12 protein-coding genes and 1 riboswitch are annotated in these 14646 nt (G+C 70.3%); of the genes, 1 reads left to right on the top strand and 11 read right to left on the bottom strand.

All coding sequences use genetic code 11. The annotated features are described in order from the left end of the window. Positions 1–159 precede the first annotated feature (159 nt). Positions 160–3045, bottom strand: coding sequence for an aminomethyl-transferring glycine dehydrogenase (gene gcvP, locus ACMA1D_RS12945; protein WP_414724070.1), 2886 nt, complete (start codon positions 3043–3045; stop codon positions 160–162). A 186-nt stretch (positions 3046–3231) separates the two neighbouring features. Further along, positions 3232–3330, bottom strand: a riboswitch (glycine riboswitch). A gap of 120 nt (positions 3331–3450) precedes the next feature. Here gcvP and ACMA1D_RS12940 point away from each other — a divergent pair. Next, positions 3451–3852: a PRC-barrel domain-containing protein gene (locus tag ACMA1D_RS12940; protein ID WP_414724069.1), complete on the top strand. Its 402-nt coding sequence runs from the start codon at positions 3451–3453 to the stop codon at positions 3850–3852. Here ACMA1D_RS12940 and ACMA1D_RS12935 read toward each other — a convergent pair. The 10 genes from ACMA1D_RS12935 to ACMA1D_RS12890 form a co-directional block, all read right to left on the bottom strand. Continuing rightward, entirely contained in the window at positions 3744–5327 is a 1584-nt protein-coding gene (locus ACMA1D_RS12935) for a DNA polymerase IV (RefSeq protein WP_414724068.1), read from the bottom strand. The genes ACMA1D_RS12940 and ACMA1D_RS12935 overlap by 109 nt on opposite strands. 35 nt (positions 5328–5362) lie before the next feature. Beyond that, positions 5363–5977: a MerR family transcriptional regulator gene (locus ACMA1D_RS12930; protein ID WP_414724067.1), complete on the bottom strand. Its 615-nt coding sequence runs from the start codon at positions 5975–5977 to the stop codon at positions 5363–5365. A 168-nt stretch (positions 5978–6145) separates the two neighbouring features. Continuing rightward, positions 6146–6619 (bottom strand): bifunctional nuclease family protein, encoded by a 474-nt coding sequence (locus ACMA1D_RS12925; RefSeq protein ID WP_014044725.1) that lies wholly within the window; start codon positions 6617–6619, stop codon positions 6146–6148. 53 nt (positions 6620–6672) lie between these two features. Then, on the bottom strand, positions 6673–7413 hold the full coding sequence (locus ACMA1D_RS12920) for a MerR family transcriptional regulator (RefSeq protein ID WP_414724066.1): 741 nt from the start codon (positions 7411–7413) through the stop codon (positions 6673–6675). Between the two features lie 25 nt (positions 7414–7438). Beyond that, positions 7439–8266 (bottom strand): FHA domain-containing protein, encoded by an 828-nt coding sequence (locus ACMA1D_RS12915; RefSeq protein ID WP_414724065.1) that lies wholly within the window; start codon positions 8264–8266, stop codon positions 7439–7441. A gap of 133 nt (positions 8267–8399) precedes the next feature. After that, on the bottom strand, positions 8400–9158 hold the full coding sequence (locus ACMA1D_RS12910) for a DUF881 domain-containing protein (RefSeq protein WP_414724152.1): 759 nt from the start codon (positions 9156–9158) through the stop codon (positions 8400–8402). Positions 9159–9655: 497 nt separating this feature from the next. Continuing rightward, positions 9656–9988, bottom strand: coding sequence for a small basic family protein (locus ACMA1D_RS12905; protein WP_176165418.1), 333 nt, complete (start codon positions 9986–9988; stop codon positions 9656–9658). Further along, entirely contained in the window at positions 9985–10917 is a 933-nt protein-coding gene (locus ACMA1D_RS12900) for a DUF881 domain-containing protein (protein WP_414724064.1), read from the bottom strand. The genes ACMA1D_RS12905 and ACMA1D_RS12900 overlap by 4 nt, the downstream gene beginning before the upstream one ends. 163 nt (positions 10918–11080) lie before the next feature. After that, positions 11081–13576, bottom strand: a complete 2496-nt coding sequence (locus ACMA1D_RS12895; RefSeq protein ID WP_414724063.1) for a sugar phosphate nucleotidyltransferase — start codon at positions 13574–13576, stop codon at positions 11081–11083. A 116-nt stretch (positions 13577–13692) separates the two neighbouring features. Next, complete coding sequence (locus ACMA1D_RS12890; protein WP_414724062.1) at positions 13693–14301, bottom strand: CDP-alcohol phosphatidyltransferase family protein; 609 nt, start codon at positions 14299–14301, stop codon at positions 13693–13695. Positions 14302–14646 lie beyond the last annotated feature (345 nt).

The raw sequence follows: 14646 nt of genomic DNA, 5'->3' as shown, positions 1-14646 counted from the left end.
CCGCGACGGGCCGCCAGCAGGCTCCCGCCCGTACGACGACGCCTTTCGCTACGACGCGCGCACCACGCGCGGCACCACCATGAGGGGCCGGCCCGGCAAACGCCGAACCGGCCCCATCGCATGCTCAGGCGCGGGTCACCCCGCACCAGACGGCCTCAGTCAGCCGTCGTACTCGTCCACCGGCGGGCAGGAGCAGACCAGGTTACGGTCACCGAACGCGCCGTCTACGCGGCGGACCGGGGGCCAGTACTTGTCCGCGGCCACCACACCGGCCGGGAACACGGCGTCCTCACGGCTGTACGCGTGGTCCCAGGCACCGCCGACCATCGCCGCCGTGTGCGGGGCGTTCCGCAGCGGGTTGTCGTCGGCCGCCCACTCGCCCGCACCCACCTTGGCGATCTCCGCACGAATGGCGATCATCGCCTCGCAGAACCGGTCGAGCTCGGCCAGGTCCTCGCTCTCCGTCGGCTCGATCATGAGCGTCCCGGCAACCGGGAAGGACATCGTCGGCGCGTGGAAGCCGTAGTCGATCAGGCGCTTGGCCACGTCGTCCACGCTGACGCCGGTCTCCTTGGTCAGCGTCCGCAGGTCGATGATGCACTCGTGCGCCACCAGACCCGCCGGCCCCGTGTAGAGCACCGGGTAGTGCGGCTCAAGGCGCTTGGCGATGTAGTTGGCGCTGAGCACCGCGACCTGGGTGGCCCGGCGCAGCCCCTCGGCGCCCATCAGCCGCACGTACGCCCAGGAGATGGGCAGGATGCCGGCCGATCCCCACGGCGCCGCTGACACCGGGCCAACGCCGGTCTCGGGGCCGGCCGCGGGCTGGAGCGGGTGGTTGGGCAGGTAGGGCGCCAGGTGCTCGCGCACGCCCACCGGGCCGACGCCGGGGCCGCCACCGCCGTGCGGGATGCAGAAGGTCTTGTGCAGGTTCAGGTGCGAGACGTCGCCGCCGAACCGGCCCGGCTTCGCCAGCCCGACCAGCGCGTTGAGGTTGGCGCCGTCCACGTACACCTGGCCGCCCGCGTCGTGCACGGCGGCGCAGATGTCACTGATGTGCTCCTCGAACACCCCGTGGGTGGAGGGGTAGGTGACCATCAGCACGGCCAGTTCGTCGGCGTGCTTCTCGATCTTGGCGTGCAGGTCGGCGGTGTCCACCTCGCCGTCGTCGCCGGTCTTGACGACGACGACCTTCATGCCGGCCATCACGGCGCTGGCGGCGTTGGTGCCGTGCGCCGACGAGGGGATCAGGCAGACCGTGCGCTGCTCGTCGCCGTTGGCCCGGTGGTAGGCGCGCACCGCCAGCAGCCCGGCGAGTTCGCCCTGCGAACCGGCGTTCGGCTGGATGGAGACCTTGTGGTAGCCGGTGACCTCGGCGAGCCGGTCCTCCAGCTCCTTGATCAGGGTCAGGTAACCCTGCGCCTGCTCGATCGGCGCGAACGGGTGCAGCGCACCGAACTCCGGCCAGGTAACCGGCTCCATCTCGGTGGTCGCGTTCAGCTTCATGGTGCAGGAACCGAGCGGGATCATGCCGCGGTCCAGCGCGTAGTCACGGTCCGCCAGCTTGCGCAGGTAGCGCAGCATCGCCGTCTCGGAACGGTGCTGGTGGAAGACCGGGTGAGTGAGGTACGCATCGGTACGCAGCAGCGACTGCGGCAGCGCGTCGGCCACGGCCGCGTCCAGCTCCGCCACGTCGGCCTGCACGCCGAAGGCGCCCCACACGGCGGCCAGCTCCGCACGACCGGTGGTCTCGTCGCAGGCGATGCCGACCTGGTCGGCGTCGACCAGCCGCAGGTTGACGCCGGCCTCGCGGGCCGCGGCGACGACCTCGGCCGCCCGCCCCGGCACCCGCGCGGTGAGCGTGTCGAAGTAGGCGCCGTGCACGACCTCGACGCCGCCGGCCCGCAGCCCGGCGGCGAGCACCGTGGCGTAGCGGTGGGTACGGCGGGCGATGGCGGCCAGGCCGTCCGGGCCGTGGTAGACCGCGTACATGCCCGCCATCACGGCGAGCAGCACCTGGGCGGTGCAGATGTTGCTGGTGGCCTTCTCGCGGCGGATGTGCTGCTCGCGGGTCTGGAGCGCCAGCCGGTACGCCTTGTCGCCGTCCGCGTCGACGGAGACGCCGACGAGTCGGCCGGGCAGGCTGCGGGCGAACTTCTCGCCGACGGCCATGAAGCCGGCGTGCGGGCCGCCGAAGCCGATCGGCACGCCGAACCGCTGCGTGCTGCCGACGGCGATGTCGGCGCCCAGCTCACCGGGCGAGGTGAGCAGGGTGAGGGCGAGCAGGTCGGCGGCGACCGTGACGACCGCGCCGAGCTCGTGCGCCCGCTCGATGACCGCCCGCGGGTCGCGCACCGCGCCGGAGGCGCCCGGGTACTGGAGGAGGACGCCGAAGACGCCGCGCTCGGCGACCTCGTCCGGGATGCCGTCGGACAGGTCGGCGACCACGATCTCCACACCGGTGGGCTCGGCGCGGGTCTGGATCACGGCGATGGTCTGCGGCAGACAGTCCGCGTCGATCAGGAAGACGCCGTTCTTGACCTTGCCCACACGCCGCGAGAGCGCCATGGCCTCGGCCGCCGCGGTGCCCTCGTCGAGCAGCGAGGCGCCGGAGGTGGGCAGCCCGGTCAGGTCCGCGACCATGGTCTGGAAGTTGAGCAGCGCCTCCAGGCGCCCCTGCGAGATCTCCGGCTGGTACGGGGTGTACGCGGTGTACCAGGCCGGGTTCTCCATCACGTTGCGCAGGATCACCGGCGGCGTGAAGGTGCCGTGGTAGCCGAGGCCGATCATGGGCGTGACGACCTGGTTGCGGTCGGCCAGCGCACGCAGTTCGGCGAGCACCTCCGGCTCGGTCCTGGCGTCGGGCAGGCGCAGCGCCTCGGCGCTCTTGATCACATCGGGCACGGCAGCCGCGGTCAGCTCGTCCAGCGAGCCGAAGCCGACCTGGGCCAGCATCTTGGCCTGTGCCTCGCGGTCGGGCCCGATGTGACGCTCGTCGAAGGGCGTGCCGCGCTCCAACTCGGTCAGGGAGGTGCGGTGTGCGGTCATCTGCGGAGGCCTCCTGGTCATACGACCTTCGGGGGCACCATGGCGCTGGTGCCCGAACGGCCTCCCCCTCTGTCATCGCGACCTGAGAGCTTCACCGGCCCGCACCCGCGACCCGGCTTTCACCGTCGGTGAGGACGGGTTCCGGGCTGATGCCAGTCCGTGACCCGCCCTGCTTTCCAGAGTGACCTCGTCCGTACGGTACGTGTGCCTGAGAGATTCCGGGGAGGATTTGCTCCTTCGGCGCCCCCGCCTACCTGCGTCGGAGGGCTCTCCCGCACGGGGTCGACAGCCACGGACCAGCCTACCAGCGACGTTTCCACCTGCTTCCTCAAGTGGCCGGTGGGCATGATGTGCCCTTACGTAGGTGTCATAGGGCAGTCACGACCTTGCTGGAGGTGATGGACGGTGCAGACGGACACCGATCCGAGGCACTTGATAGGCCGCAAGGCGTTCGATCGCCACGGCACGAAGATCGGCACCGTGGACGAGGTCTACCTCGACGACGCGACCGGCGCACCCGAGTGGGCGGCGGTGCGCACCGGACTGTTCGGGCGGGACGTCTTCGTACCGCTGGAGCCGAGCGAGGTGGTCGACGAGGTCCTGCGCGTGCCCTTCGACCGCGCGCTCATCAAGGGCGCGCCCGACCTCGGTGTCGGCCGGCACCTCTCACCCGAGCAGGAGGTCCAGCTCTACCGGCACTACGGGCTCGACACCTCGCGGCGCAGCGCCCCCACCCCGCCGCCGGACACCGGCTTCGGGCATATCGCTGGTTCGGACGAGGGACCGGGGGCGGCTTCGAGCGGCTGAGGCACCGGCCCGGGCGTCCCAGGCTCCCCCGCGTCGCACGGCGCACCGGGAGCCGGTGCGGCGGGGCGTATCTCGGGACGGACCAGCGGCAGCGGCTCGCCCTGCGCGAGGTCCGGGTCGTCGACGGCGAAGGTCCGCACCCGGCCCGGGGCCGACCAGGGCTCCTCGAACCGCACGGTCACCCGGCCGACGCCGCTGCCCTGCACCCAGCCGGCGCCGTACTCGGCGTGCACGACGTCCAGCCCCGGCAGCCAGCGCCGTGGCGCCTCGGGCCGCTCGGGCTCGGCAGGGCCGGCAGGCGCGCCGGGGGCGCCGCTCTCGGCCGCTGCGGCCCCCCGGGGGCCCCCGGCCCCGGCCGGCCCGCCCCGCCCCTGCTGCTCGCCCGCCAGCGCCTCGCGCTCGGTGGCCGCCTGGGCGAACAGGTCCTCCTGGGTGTAATCGGCCAGGCCTGTGACGCCGACGCCGAGCAGCCGCACGCCCTCGGCCGTCTCCACCGCGTCGATCAGCCGTCTGGCCGCCTCCCGCACGACCGCCGGGTCGTCCGTCGGGCCGCGCAGCGTCTCGGAGCGGGTGAGCGTCGAGAAGTCGTAGCGCCGCACCTTCAACACGACCGTACGACCCGACCTGCCGGCCGCCCGCAGCCGCTCGACGCACCGGACGGCGAGCCGGTCCACCTCGACCTGCACCCGGGAGCGGTCCGTCAGGTCCTCGTCGAAGGTGTCCTCGACGGAGACCGACTTGGTGTCCCGCTCGGCCACCACGGGGCGCTCGTCCCGCCCGCTGGCCAACGCGAACAGCGAGGTCCCGTGCGCCCTGCCGAGCAACCTCACCAACTCGGCCTCACCCGCCTCGGCCGTCTCGCCCACGGTGTGGATACCGGCCCTGCGCAGCGCCTCGGCCGTCGCCGGCCCCACCCCCGGAATGGCCCGCACCGACATCGGCCCCAGCAGCGCGAGCTCCGTGCCCGGTTCGATCACCACCAGGCCGTCGGGCTTGGCCTGCTCGGAGGCGATCTTCGCGAGCATCTTCGAGCCGGCCAGGCCCACCGACCCGGAGAGCCCCGTCGCCGCGGCGATGTCCCTGCGCAGCCGCTCCCCCACCGCCCGGGCTGCCTGCGTCCGCGGCTCCACCCCGCCGGCCTCCAGATCCACGAACGCCTCGTCCAAGCTGAGCGGTTCGACCAGCGGCGACAGCGCCGCGAGCAGGCTCATCACGACCTCGCTGACCTGGCGGTACAAGGCGAAGCGTGGGGTGAGGTAGGCGGCGTTCGGGCACAGCCGCCGGGCCTGCGCCATCGCCATGGCGGAGTGCACACCGAAGACGCGCGCCTCGTACGAGGCGGTGGACACCACACCACGCGGCCCGAGACCGCCGACGATCACCGGCTTGCCGCGCAGGCTCGGCTTGGCCGCCTGCTCCGCCGCAGCGAAGAAGGCGTCCATGTCCAGATGCAGAATCGTCGGCGCACCCCTCACACCCACGATGGTGCCGTACGCCTCTGACAATCGGCCTAGACCGCGCGGTTGCGCCGCCTGGCGAGCTCGTCGGCCGGGTGGTGCCGGGTGAGGGTCTCGCCGGTGTCCACGCGCTCGCCGTGCAGTTGGGCCAGCGCGGACTCCACGTCCCGCCACACCACCCCGACGGCGATACCGAAGACGCCCTGACCGCCCTGGAGGAGGTTCACGACCTCGTCCGGCGACGTGCACTCGTACACCATCGCGCCATCGCTCATCAGCGTCATCTGCGCGAGGTCGGCGACCTCGCGCTGGCGCAGGTGCTGCACCGCGGTGCGGATGTTCTGGAGCGACACCCCGGTGTCCAGGAGTCGCTTGACGATCTTGAGGACGACCACGTCGCGGAAGCTGTACAGCCGCTGGTTGCCGGAACTGTACGCGGGCCGGACGCTCGGCTCGACGAGGCCGGTGCGCGCCCAGTAGTCGAGCTGCCGGTAGGTGATGCCCGCCGCCGCGCAGGCGGTGGGGCCGCGGTAGCCGACGTCGTCGGACGCGGGCTCGTCGGGTGTTGCGGCTCGCGCCGCGGTCGGCTGCCCGGGCGCCGCTGCGGCCCCGCCCCCGTACAGCGGATACGGACCGCCCGCCGCCGTGCCGTCGCCGGTGCTTCTCACGCCGACCTCCGTCCTTGACCTGCCCTGTCGACGGTAGGCAGTCACCCGGGGTGCGTCAACGATCGCCACACTCGGCACGCCGAGTGATAATCACCCTGGGAGTGGTTTACCGTGACGCGTTCCGGGGAACGGCTCCCCGAATGTCCCGACGCCGCTACCGCCAGCGACTCACTGGCTGTTGGTGTCGAAGTCTTCCGGCGAGATCTGGTCGAGGAACTCGCGGAACTTCTCGACCTCGTCCTCCTGCTCGTCAGGAATGGCGATGCCCGCATCGTCCAGCACGCCGTCGCTGCCGTAGATGGGCGTGCCGGTGCGCAGCGCCAGCGCTATGGCGTCCGACGGCCGGGCGCTGACCTCCACGCCGCTGGCGAAGACCAGCTCCGCGTAGAACACGCCCTCCCGCAGGTCCGTGATCCGGACTTCGGTGAGCTCCTGGCCCACCGCCTCCAGCACGTCCTTGAAAAGGTCATGCGTCAGCGGTCGCGCAGGGGCCATGCCCTGCTGCGCGAAGGCGATGGCAGTCGCCTCTCCCGGCCCAATCCAAATGGGCAGGTACCGGTCGCCTCCCACTTCACGGAGAAGCACGATCGGCTGGTTGGAAGGCATTTCCACCCGGACACCCACGACGTCGAGCTCATTCACACAGCAACCCTAGGACCTGCCCGGCCGGTTTGGGTAGTCGGGCACCCCCGTACTCAGTGCAACCTGACCCGCAGGGCAGCTTCCACGAGGGCCGCGTGCAGCCGTACGGACAGTCCGGCGAGCTCCCGCGCGGTGGCCTCCGCGTGGGCTCTGGTCTGCGGATTGCGATGCCGCCGAAGGGGTGCAACGAGCTGTTCGACCAGCCCGGCCTCCCGCTCCGCCGCCGCCTTGATGGCCCGCAGATGACGCGGCTCAAGACCCGCCCGGCCCAGATCGGCGATCAGCTTGGCCACCGTGACCGCCCCGGCGTCGTAGCCGCCGTCAGGAGCGGCGCTGAGCAGCCCGTAGGACTCCCACTCGGCCAGCTCGCCCTCGTCCACCTCAGCGGCGGCCAGCAGCTCCGCACGGCCGAGCCTGGCCGCGGTCGGCTCGGGTGCCGCTGCCGGCTCCCCGTCGAGCAGGTCGCGCGGCTGGGCGGGGGCCGGCAGGGGCACCTGCTCGCCCCGCTCCAGGGCGTCGAGGTGCTCCCTGATGACCTTCAACGGAAGGTAGTGATCGCGCTGCATGCGCAGCACGTGGCCGAGCCGCTCCACGTCCGCCCGGGAGAACTTCCGGTACCCGGAGGGGGTGCGCTGCGGCTCGACCAGTCCCTCTGCCTCAAGGAAACGGATCTTTGAGATCGTGACCTCGGGGAACTCGTCGCGCAGGAGGTTCAGTACGGCGCCGATGCTGAGCAGACGGCCGTCCGCAGGGGCGGCGCCGTGCCCGGCACCGCCCGTCGGTGAGTGACGCATGAACCTTCCCTGGCGCCGAGGTGACTCAGATGCCGAACCCTCGCTGGCTGGCGTAGAAGACCAGTCGGTACTTGCCGATCTGCACCTCGTCGCCGTTGTTGAGCAGCACGGAGTCGATCCGCTCACGGTTGACGTACGTGCCGTTGAGGCTGCCGACGTCGGCGACGGAGAACCTACCGTCCTGGCCGCGGCGGAATTCCACGTGCCGACGCGAGACGGTGACGTCGTCCAGGAAGATGTCACTGTTCGGGTGACGGCCGGCCGTCGTCAGCTCGCTGTCCAGCAGGAACCGGCTGCCCGAGTTGGGGCCGCGCCTGACCACCAGGAGCGCCGAGCCCACCGGCAGCGCGTCCACCGCGGCCTGCGCCTCCGGCGTCAGCGACGGGAGCTGGGTCTGCCCGGTCGTCTCGGAGTCGTACGCCTCAAGGCCGGAGATCGAAATGGTGGATGTCGTCTCCGAGGCCCGCTCGGGCGTGGCACCCGGGCGCAGCGGCGTGCCGCAGTTGGAGCAGAACTTGCTCGTAGCGCCGGTCTGATGCCCACACCTGGGACACACAGGCAACCCAGACCCTCCACCCGTACTTGAGGCTGATGATTGACCGAAACCTATGGTTCCGGCTCCGGCGGGGTCAACAGACGACGCGCCGTGGCCACCGGGCAGGTCACCGACCTGGTCCCGGAACAGCGGGCGCTCCTCGTGAGCCCCGCCTCCTTCGGCATCGCGCCCCCGATGGCGGGCGGTGCCGCCCTCCTGGCGTGCGCTCTTGCCGAACAACTTCGCAAACAACTTCACGGGCGATTCCCCTTGACTGAAACAGACCCGCCCGTGGGGCAGGACAAACCCTCGATGCACACACCGGCTGACCCGGTCACCCTCACAACGTCCGTGACCATCAGACAGTTTCCCTTACGCACCAGGTATCTGGTGCGCCGACCCCCCGCTACGCGGCACCCGCGCCCCGGGCGCCTCATGCGTCCCCCGCTCATCACGATGACGACCGAGCGTAGTCAGGCCGCTTCGCCGACCGCAAGGCGTCCACGACGATCTTCTCGTGCCGCTTCACTGACACGTTCGCGCGCTCCTTCTCCAGAGTCTGCACCACTCCACCAGGAATATTGAGCGCGGGCTCAAGATCCTCGGGCTTGCCGATCACGGTGAACGTGTACGGCTGTGACACCCGACGGCCGTCGATCTCGACGCCGCTGCCCGCATCGGTGAAGTACGTGTCGGCTACGACCCGTACGTCATTGATCTGGATGGCCTCGGCGCCCGCCGCCCGCAACTCCTGGATCGCGTCGAGCAGCATGTCGGCCTCGACCGCACCGTGCGTGTCCGTTATGCGCAACGTGATGCCGGGCCCCTGCGCCGCAACCGTACCCGCGAGCACACCCAGTTGCTGCTCTTTGGCCTTGGTCTGTTTACGGGCCTCTTCGGCCTGGTCCGAGCTGTTCTCCAACTCGGTGCGCTGGCCGACCAGGCGCTGCTTCTCGTCTTCGAGGCGCTGGGTGCGGTCGTCCAGCTCGTCCAGGATGCGCACCAGGTCTTCCTGCCGGGCCCCGCGCAGCACGCTGTTCTCGTTGGTCGACCGCACCTGGATCGCGAGCCCGAGCCCGAGCACGCACAGCAGCAGGGCCACGGTGAGCTGCGGCCGGGTCACCCGGGGCGGCCAGACGCTCGCCAGCAGCCGTTGACGTCCCGTCATGGACCGGTCGGGCTCCGGCGGTTCGGGCAGCGGCTGCCTGATGCGCGGTGCGGGCCGCTCTGCCGGCAGCTCCCGGCGCAGCCCGGCGAACCGGTGCCCGTGCTCCTTGGCGTGCCCCGGGCGGGCTGGCTGGCCCGGCTGCGCCGGCGGCTGGGCCTTGGCCGGCTGTTCCGGCCTGGCGGCCTGCTCGGACGCCTCGGGCTGGTCGGGCCGCTCAGCTCGGGCGGGCCGAACAGGTCGGTCGGGCCGGGCGAGCTGTCCGGATCGGGCGGGCTGGGCAGGCCGCTCGAGTCGAGTGGGCCGGGCGGGCGGCCAGGGACGGCCAGGCTGCGCAGGCCGCTGGGGCCGCTGGGGCCTGCCGGGCTGAGCGGGCCGCCGGGTCTGGTCGGCCTGCTCGGACTGGTCAGCCTGGGCAGGCTGGTCGGACTGGTCGGGCTCGGTGCCCGGTCCGCTGCCGTCCTCGGTCGGCGGCCCGTCGTCCGGGCCCTGGCCCGCCGGCTGCTCGGGCGGCTTGGGGGTCTCGTCGTCGGACATCGGCCTCACGCCCTGAAGATGTGCCGTCGGATCGCGGCTGCGTTGGAGAAGATGCGGATGCCGAGCACCACCACGACGCCGGTGGAGAGCTGCGCGCCGACGCCCAGCTTGTCGCCGAGGAAGACGATGAGGGCGGCCACCACGACGTTGGACAGGAAGGAGACGACGAAGACCTTGTCGTCGAAGATCCCGTCGAGCATCGCGCGGAAGCCGCCGAAGACCGCGTCGAGTGCGGCCACGACGGCGATCGGCAGGTAGGGCTCGACGGCGTTCGGTACGACGGGGCGGACCACGAGTCCGACCACGACTCCCACGACGAGGCCCAGTACGGCGATCAAGATGTGCCCTTTCCTGTGTCGGTGTCGTTCTTGTCCGCGGCACCGGCATATGGCTCCGCGCTGCGTACGATCAGGCTCGGCGCGACCGGGAGCCGCATCTCGTCCTGGAGGGAAGTCCGCACGCGAATGTCGTAATTCTCTTGCAGCACCTTGAGGTACTGGCCGTCCGCGCTGGACTCGAAGGTCGCGCGCAGACGTGGTCCATCGCCCACTGCGAGCACCGTATACGGCGGCACCAGTGGCCTGTTGTCGACCAGTATGGCGTCTCCCGCGGCCCTGATCGCCGAAAGGGCCGTCAGCCGCTGGCCGTTGATCGCTATGGCCTCCGCCCCCGACTGCCACAGGCCGTTGATGACGCGCTGCATGTCGCGGTCCCGTACCCGCCCGGTGTTCGAGAATCCGTTGCTCTCGCGCGGCCCGCCACCGCCACCACCACCGGCGTCCTCGGCGTCGTCCACGACCAGCTTGATTCCCGGGCCCTGCACCTCGGTTGCGCCGGCGAGCAGGGCTACCAGTTCCCCCTTGCCGCCGCTCTGCTTCGGCAGTGCCTTGCGCTGCCGGTCGTCGACCTCGTCGCGCAGCGCGTCGACGTTGTCCTCCAGTTCGTCAGCGGCGGCGGTCTCCGACTCGATCCGGTCGATGAGCTCCTGACGCTCCTTGGCCACGGTGGGCGCCGCTATCCGCGTCTCGGCCGCTCCGATGGTCACCACCACCGTGGTGAGGACGAGACCGACCGCGAGCCAGAGCTTGGCACTGACCGTACGCGGCAGCCCCTGCTTGCCCTCGGCCTCCCGCCGGGCCGCCGCCTCGGCATAGCCGTCATCGAGGCTGTGGTCCATCACATTGGTCAGCAGCGACATGGACGCGTCGGGACGCGGGCGCTGCGACGCGGTGCTCCGAATGGGGGGCGGCTGCGGCATGCCGCACATCGTCGCACGTCGGGGGCGCCGCCACCGAATGGCCCCACCGGCGTGCCGGAGCGGGGCCGGGGGCGGCGACGCCCTCGACTCGATCAAGCCGTCCGCGGGTCGTACACCCCGGCGGTACGGCGCCGTTCAGTCGCTGCGGGCCCGGCGCGGACCCGGCGGTGGATCAGTTGCCCGCGCTGTCCACGACGTGCGCCCACTCGTCGAGCAGGGCCCCCGCGGAGGCGTCGTCCGGGCCCTCCGCCCACAGGTGGGTCACGGCCTCCGCGGGGTCGGGCAGCACCATCACCCAGCGGCCGTCGGCCTCCACGACCCGTACGCCGTCGGTGGTGTCAACCGACCGCTCCCCCGCCGCCTCCACGACCTTGCGCATCACCAGGCCCTTGACCGCCCAGGGAGTGGCCAGATCACGCCGGAGCACATGGGCGCGCGGGATGCGCGCATCGATCTGGCTCAGCGTCAACTGGGTACGCGCCACCAGGCCGATCAGTCGTACGAAGGCGGCGGTGCCGTCGAAGACGCTGCTGAACTCGGGGATGATGTACCCGCCGCGCCCGTCCCCGCCGAAGATCGTGGTGTCCGCGCGGCCCACCCGAGTCAGGTCGTCGGGCGAGGTGGTCGTCCAGTCGACCTGGGTGCCGTGGTAGGCGGCGACCTGTTCCGCGATGCGGGTCGTCGTGACCGGCATGGCGACCCGGCCGCTGCGCCGCTCGGCGGCCACCAGGTCGAGCATGACCAGCAGTGCACGGTCGTCCTCGACGATCCGCCCCTGCTCGTCCACGAGCGAGAGCCGCTCGCCCACGGGGTCGAAACGGACGCCGAAGGCCGCGCGCGCGGAGGCGACGATCTCGCCGAGGCGCACCAGCCCCGCCCGCCTGGCCTCGGCCGTCTCGGTCGGGCGCGCTTCGTCCAACCCGGGGTTGATGGTGAGCGCATCCACGCCGAGCCGACCGAGCAGGCTCGGCAGCACCAGCCCCGCACTCCCATTGGAGGCGTCGACCACGACCTTCAGCCCCGCCTCGGCCACCCCGGTGGTGTCCACCGCACGGAGCAGGGAACCGGTGTACGAGTCGAAGACGCTGGCGGGGAACCGCAGGTCACCGATCTCGCCGGGGAACGCGCGGCGGTACTCCTGACGCGCGTACACCCGGTCCAGCTTGCGCTGGGCGCCCTGCGAGAGGTCAGCGCCCCGCTCGTCGATGAACATGATGTCGACCGAGTCGGGTACGCCGGGCGTCGTACGGATCATGATCCCGCCGGCGCTACCGCGGGCGGTCTGCTGGCGCGCCACGGGCAGCGGCACGTTCTCCAGGTCACGTACGTCGATGGCACTGGCCTGGAGCGCGGAGATGACGGCGCGCTTGAGCGCCCGGGCACCGCGGGAGTGGTCACGTGCCGTGGTGACGGTCGCACCCTTCTTCAGGGTCGTCGCGTACGCCCCCGCCAGACGGACGGCGAGTTCCGGCGTGATCTCGACGTTGAGGATGCCGGTGACGCCGCGTGCGCCGAAGAGGTGGGCCTGTCCTCGCGATTCCCAGATCACCGAGGTGTTGACGAACGCGCCGGCCTCGATGGTCTTGAAGGGATAGACGCGGACATTGCCCTGGACGATCGATTCCTCACCGATCAGGCATTCGTCGCCGATGACCGCGCCGTCTTCGATCCGGGCGGCGCGCATGATGTCGGTGTTCTTGCCAATGACACAACCACGCAGATTGCACTGCTGCCCCACGTACACGTTGTCGTGCACGACGGTCTTGTGCAGGAAGGCCCCGCTCTTGACCACCACGTTGGAGCCGACGACGGTGTGTTCCCTGATCTCGGTGCCCGCCTCCACCTTGGCGTAGTCGCCGATGTAGAGCGGGCCGCGCAGTACGGCATCAGGGTGAACGTCCGCGCCTTCGGCGACCCAGACCCCCGGCGAGATCTCGAAGCCGTCGATCTCGACGTCGACCTTGCCCTCCAGGACGTCAGCCTGCGCCTTCACATAGCTCTCGTGGGTGCCGACGTCCTCCCAGTAGCCCTCGGCGACATAGCCGTAGATGGGCTTGCCTTCCTTCATGAGCTGCGGGAAGACGTCACCCGACCAGTCGACGGAGGTGTCGGCTTCGACGTAGTCGAAGACCTCGGGCTCCATGACGTAGATGCCGGTGTTCACGGTGTCGGAGAAGACCTGTCCCCAGGTGGGCTTTTCCAGGAACCGCTCGACCCGACCGCCCTCGTCGACAATGGTGATGCCGAATTCCAGCGGGTTGGGCACCCGGGTCAGACAGACCGTGACGAGCGCGCCCTTTTCCTTGTGGAAGTTGATCAGCTCGGTCAGATCGAAGTCGGTGAGCGCATCGCCGGAAATAACGAGAAACGCATCGTCCTTCAGCGCTTCCTCGGCGTTCTTGACGCTTCCCGCGGTACCGAGTGGTTTCTCCTCGTTGGCGTACGTGAGCTCCATCCCGAGCTCTTCGCCATCTCCGAAGTAGTTCCGTACCAGTGAGGCGAGGAACTGCACGGTCACCACGGTCTCATTAAGACCGTGCCGCTTGAGCAGGCGCAGTACATGCTCCATGATTGGCCGATTGGCTACCGGCAGCAATGGCTTGGGCATGCTCGAAGTCATCGGCCGGAGGCGAGTTCCCTCGCCACCGGCCATTACGACGGCCTTCATGTCGGAAGCGTCCTCCTTGAAGAGACGACGGTCATGCCGACTTCGCCCATCCAGATGACGCACTGGAGTTCAGGTGGGGCAGCTTCGGCCCCTCTAGGGCTGGCGCATCAGCGAGCTCAGCCGGCCGTGGCGTCCGCCTTGACGAGCCGACGGACCTGAACCACGTAGAGGATCCCTGCCCACCAGTAGAGCGTTGTACCCCATCCTGCGAACGCCCATCCGAAAATAGCAGCGAGCGTCGGCAGCCAGCCACTCCCATCGCTCAGAAGGAGGAGCGGGAATGCGTACATGAGGTTGAAGGTCGCCGCCTTGCCGAGGAAGTTCACCTGGGGCGGCGGATAGCCGTGGCGGCGCAGGACGCCGACCATCACGAGGAGCAGCAGATCGCGCGCGAGAAGCGCGATGGTCAACCAGAGTGGCAGAATCTCCCGCCAGGTCAGACCGACGATGGTGGAGAGGATATAGAGCCGGTCGGCGGCCGGGTCGAGAAGTCGACCGAGGCTACTGATCTGGTTCCACCGGCGAGCGAGTTTCCCGTCGAGGTAGTCGCTGATCCCGCTGAACATCAGCACCAGCAGTGCCCATCCGTCGGCTTTGGGGCCGCCGAACTCGGGCAACAGAATGAGCCACAGGAACACGGGCACGCCGGCGAGGCGTGCCATGCTGAGGATGTTCGGGATGGTGAGTACGCGGTCGGTTTGAACGCGCGTCTCCTGGACCTCCACCCGGGGGCCTCCTGTGGAACGTGCCAATGATGCGTCCCGACTTTACCCGCATGCAGAGCGCCCTCGTGCACAGGGGTACACGCGACCACCCTTCATCGCCGCCCAGTCAACACCGACAAATCGCGGCACCCGGCGACATGCTGCCAGCCCGACGACCGCGCCCCCATCGGCCGGCGTTGGCAGGCACGCAACACAAAAAAGGGGGGCTTGGCAGAGAATTCTCCCTACCAAGCCCCCCCCACAACGCATAGAAGCCCCGTCACGAACCAGGTTCGTAACGGGGCTTCTATTAAAAGGAGTTCGGCGGCGTCCTACTCTCCCACAGGGTCCCCCCTGCAGTACCAT

The sequence above is a fragment of the Streptomyces sp. 796.1 genome (assembly GCF_047525675.1).
Taxonomy (GTDB): Bacteria; Actinomycetota; Actinomycetes; order Streptomycetales; family Streptomycetaceae; genus Streptomyces.
The sequence above is the reverse complement of the archived record's forward strand: the minus strand, read 5'-3'. Positions and strand labels throughout refer to the sequence as shown.